The sequence below is a fragment of the Mycobacterium sp. genome (assembly GCF_032159775.1).
In the GTDB taxonomy this organism is placed as follows: domain Bacteria; phylum Actinomycetota; class Actinomycetes; order Mycobacteriales; family Mycobacteriaceae; genus Mycobacterium.
Genome location: NZ_JAVHWK010000011.1, coordinates 1 through 3,363 on the forward strand (window position 1 = coordinate 1; position 3,363 = coordinate 3,363).

The 3,363-nt window shown below is 61.9% G+C and carries 4 protein-coding genes; 2 read left to right on the plus strand and 2 right to left on the minus strand.

The features are described from left to right. The first annotated feature begins 132 nt into the window (after window positions 1–132). Both QOJ24_RS01135 and QOJ24_RS01140 read left to right on the plus strand, forming a co-directional pair. Window positions 133–573 carry a hypothetical protein gene (locus QOJ24_RS01135; RefSeq protein ID WP_526258272.1) on the plus strand — a complete coding sequence of 147 codons (441 nt, stop codon included), beginning with the start codon at window positions 133–135 and terminating at the stop codon, window positions 571–573. A gap of 344 nt (window positions 574–917) precedes the next feature. Then, complete coding sequence (locus QOJ24_RS01140) at window positions 918–1,373, plus strand: hemophore-related protein (protein WP_526258273.1); 456 nt, start codon at window positions 918–920, stop codon at window positions 1,371–1,373. Window positions 1,374–1,478: 105 nt separating this feature from the next. On the opposite strand, the gene QOJ24_RS01145 is transcribed toward QOJ24_RS01140, so the two are convergent. Both QOJ24_RS01145 and QOJ24_RS01150 read right to left on the minus strand, forming a co-directional pair. Next, the gene (locus QOJ24_RS01145; RefSeq protein WP_526258275.1) at window positions 1,479–2,258 is read right to left on the minus strand and encodes a cutinase family protein; all 780 of its coding nucleotides are present in this window, start codon (window positions 2,256–2,258) and stop codon (window positions 1,479–1,481) included. 152 nt (window positions 2,259–2,410) lie between these two features. Next, entirely contained in the window at window positions 2,411–3,289 is an 879-nt protein-coding gene (locus tag QOJ24_RS01150; protein ID WP_526258277.1) for a L,D-transpeptidase, read from the minus strand. Between the last annotated feature and the right edge of the window lie 74 nt (window positions 3,290–3,363).

Consider the following 3,363-nt stretch of genomic DNA (forward strand, 5'->3'; position numbering starts at 1 on the left):
AGCGCGGCCAATGGGCCGAGTCTGCGTATCCCATCGACGTAGTTTTATTGAATTTAAAAAACCGCCGTACAAAATCCAGCTAACTGGGTACTTTTTACTCAGTCGGGGACAAAGTAAACGGAGGGGACAACCATGAAGAAAATCGTTGGCGCTGCGTCCGCAGCCGCCGCCGCAGTCGCATGTATCGCCGTCGGTACGACAGGAACGGCATCGGCCGATCCCGAACTGAACGGGACCTACACCTTGACCGTCGACGAGACGCAGGCCACGACCACTGGGTTCCAGATGAAGAACCCTGAGGTCGAGACCAAACAGTGGGTCGTCACCTCCTGCGGCGCGGGTTGCGCCAACGTGACCGTCCCAGACATCCCCAACGGCGGTGGTCAGCTGAAGTTGGTCAACGGCCGATGGGAAATGTCGAAGGATATGACCTTGATGAACTGCAATCCCGGCCAGCCGGACGTCACGGTGACGACTTCCCTCGACCCAGTGACGCTCCAAGGAACAGAAGTGAACACGAACCATTGCATCAACAACGTGATCACTTCTCCCGCCACCTTGACTCCCGCGTAGTCGGCGATCCACGGGCGACCAATACCGTCTGCCCGACAACTCACTACTGGTTGCGGCCGGGCTGAGGTTGGCGTCAGCGAGTGCGAACTCGAGCGGCGCCAGCCCTTAGCCTGGCCGCAGCTTTTGGCGCCTTAAAAGTCTTTGGGCTGTGCCTTAAAACGCGCCAAGGCGACCCTCAAATGGAGCGGGCGACGGGAATCGAACCCGCGTAGCTAGTTTGGAGCTTTGTACGTGGCCGAACATGGGTTCGGAACTGTGCTGGTAGCGGGCTCGCCTATGTGCGAGAGACGAATCCCGCGGGCTCCAAAGCTCCGAGTGTCGGGTGAGGCTGATTAGCCCTAATCATGCCCAGCGCTGACATCTTCCTGGCGCACGCGCTGGCTGCTAGCGTCTTCAGCTACGACGACGCTTGGGGGGTGGACGTCGCCGCAGAGTTTGGCGGTGAATGCATGTTAGGAGGGTTTGAGATGGTCACGCATACGTCGGCAAGGTTGAGTGTCCTGTTTTGCGCCTTGGCGTTGAGCACCGGGGCTGGGGTCGCATTTGCCGAACCCGACCTGGGTCCATTCATCAACACGACGTGCACTTATTCGCAAGCGGAGGCGGCGCTGATCGCGCTCTCGCCAGACCATGGCAAGGAATTCGCCGATTCACCGATGACGCAGACCTGGCTGCATGCGTTTCTCGACACGCCAGTCCAGCAGCGTTCCCAATTGATTCAGCAGGCGCCCCAGTTGACGCAGTACACCGGACTCGTCATCGACATCGCCAACACCTGTAAGAGTTATCCAACTATCTAGGGTGGAGTATCACGTCTTCGGCCGCCCGGCTCGGAGTGCTCATCAGGGCGGTTGCCGTGTCCGAACCGACGTCGTGCATACGCCGAGCCCTTCGCGGGGACCTTGCTAAAGACGACTCGTGACGAAGGCTGCGGCCTCGTTGGTCATCCCGTTCGTCCCATACAGAAGGTGCGCAATTCCGGGTTGCCCCCCGGGGGCCCCGGAGCAGATGTCGTCACCGGGTGCGCATAACTCGATGGTCTTGGGCTGGTAAAGCGGGCCGATCTTGATAGGCGGCACGCCATAAGCGCCCAGGAACTGATCCGAAGGCTTCCCGAACAGGGCAACCGCGGCGACGTGGTCAGCAACCTCGGGCGCCATCGGTTTCGGAACGTACTGTACGTAGTCGGCAGGCACTTCCTTCGGAATGGCAGCCGAGGTGACGAATCCCGCCAGCGCCGCACCTTGGGAGTATCCGCCGAGCACAATCCTGGTCCTCGGGCAGTTTGCCGCCATCGCGACGACATGATCTCTCGCGTCATAAATCCCATTCATGACGGTACTGAGGAACGGCAATCCCCCCTGAAAGTCTCCGGGGGCAGGAAAGTCACCGCTGGCGGCGTAGTCGACCCCATATACCGCGACCGACCGATTACCGGCTTGCGCGCGCACCGAGTCGACAAACGCCTGTCCCACACCGCCGACACCTGGTGGCTCGTAGGTACCGCGGGCGAAAACCACGTCAACGTCGGGGCACGGCTCAGCGACCGCGAACGGACTCGGCGACCCCAGCAGCGCCGCCGCGCTCGCCACCACGGCGGCAAGGAATTGAGCGATGCGGCGTGGGCTGTCGATACCCTGCAGCCGACGCCCACAGCTAGTGTAAATCGACCTCGTGACGTTCATTATTTCCCCATAGCGTCGCCACATCCCGACCCTGGGGTCAATGCTGCCATAGCAGGGGGCACGCCAGCATCGCGTTTCCAAAAACCAGCGGCCTGAGCTGCATGTGCGCGGGTGTGGGCGCTCGATGATCCCGCGGCAGCAACGCCCGAAGGCTAAAGCTGCCAATCGTTAGAGCCGTCGTGCCTGGAGTATGTACCGCCGCTGGAGTTCTTCACAACGATCGGATCACCGGCGCCGAAGTTGTCGAAGAACCATTTCGCGTTGGTGGGGCTGATGTTGATGCACCCGTGGCTGACGTCGCGCTTGCCCTGGTCACCCACTGACCATGGCGCGCTGTGGACGAAGTCACCACTGTCGTCGAAGCGCACGGCCAACTCGACCGTCGTTTTGTACCCGTACGTCGAGTTGACCGGCACTCCGTACGTTGAGGAATCCATCACCACCGAGGGCATCTTCTCCTGGACGTAGTAGGTGCCGTTCGGGGTCTGGTGGCCGCCGGCTGCCATACCCATCGACATCGGGATGGTCTTCTCCACGGACCCGTTGCGGGTGACGGTCACTTGGTGCGTGGCGTCGTCCGCGGTGGCCACCAGCGTGTCTCCCGTGCGGAAGCTCCACACTGTGCCGCCGGCATCGACGGTTACGGCGGTGTGGGCGGGCCAGAAGTTCAGCGGGCGCCAGCGCAGCTGCGTCGGAGTCATCCAATAGAACTTGCCGGGAACCGGAGGGACCGACGAGACGTGAATTGCGCTCTCGGCCGCGCCGGAATCTTCAACCAGGCCGGGGAAGTTGACGATGATCGGCTGGCCCACGCCCACCGTCGAGCCGTTCGCGGGTACGAATTTCGGCGGCCCGAATGGCGCCGTGCCGGTAAACGGTGTTGGATCCTGTCCCGGAACCCCTAAGCCTGAACCTGGGTCCGGATCCGCCAGCGCCGGCCCCGCGCTCAACACCAGCGAAGAGCTCAGAATGGTCGCCGCCATCGCCAATTTCAGAGCGGCAAAAAGTCTTGCCGTCGTACAGCCCGTCATAGAAGTCCCTCCCATTCAGCCAGTGCAGTGTCGCACGGCGAGACGGTGTGGCGGCCATTGATGTGCCCACCGGG

Excerpts from the sequence above, each read along its gene's own strand:
- QOJ24_RS01135 (WP_526258272.1), top strand. The coding sequence starts at position 133 with ATGAAGAAAATCGTTGGCGCTGCGTCCGCAGCCGCCGCCGCAGTCGCA.
- QOJ24_RS01140 (WP_526258273.1), top strand. The coding sequence starts at position 918 with ATGCCCAGCGCTGACATCTTCCTGGCGCACGCGCTGGCTGCTAGCGTC.
- QOJ24_RS01145 (WP_526258275.1), bottom strand. The coding sequence starts at position 2,258 with ATGAACGTCACGAGGTCGATTTACACTAGCTGTGGGCGTCGGCTGCAG.
- QOJ24_RS01150 (WP_526258277.1), bottom strand. The coding sequence starts at position 3,289 with ATGACGGGCTGTACGACGGCAAGACTTTTTGCCGCTCTGAAATTGGCG.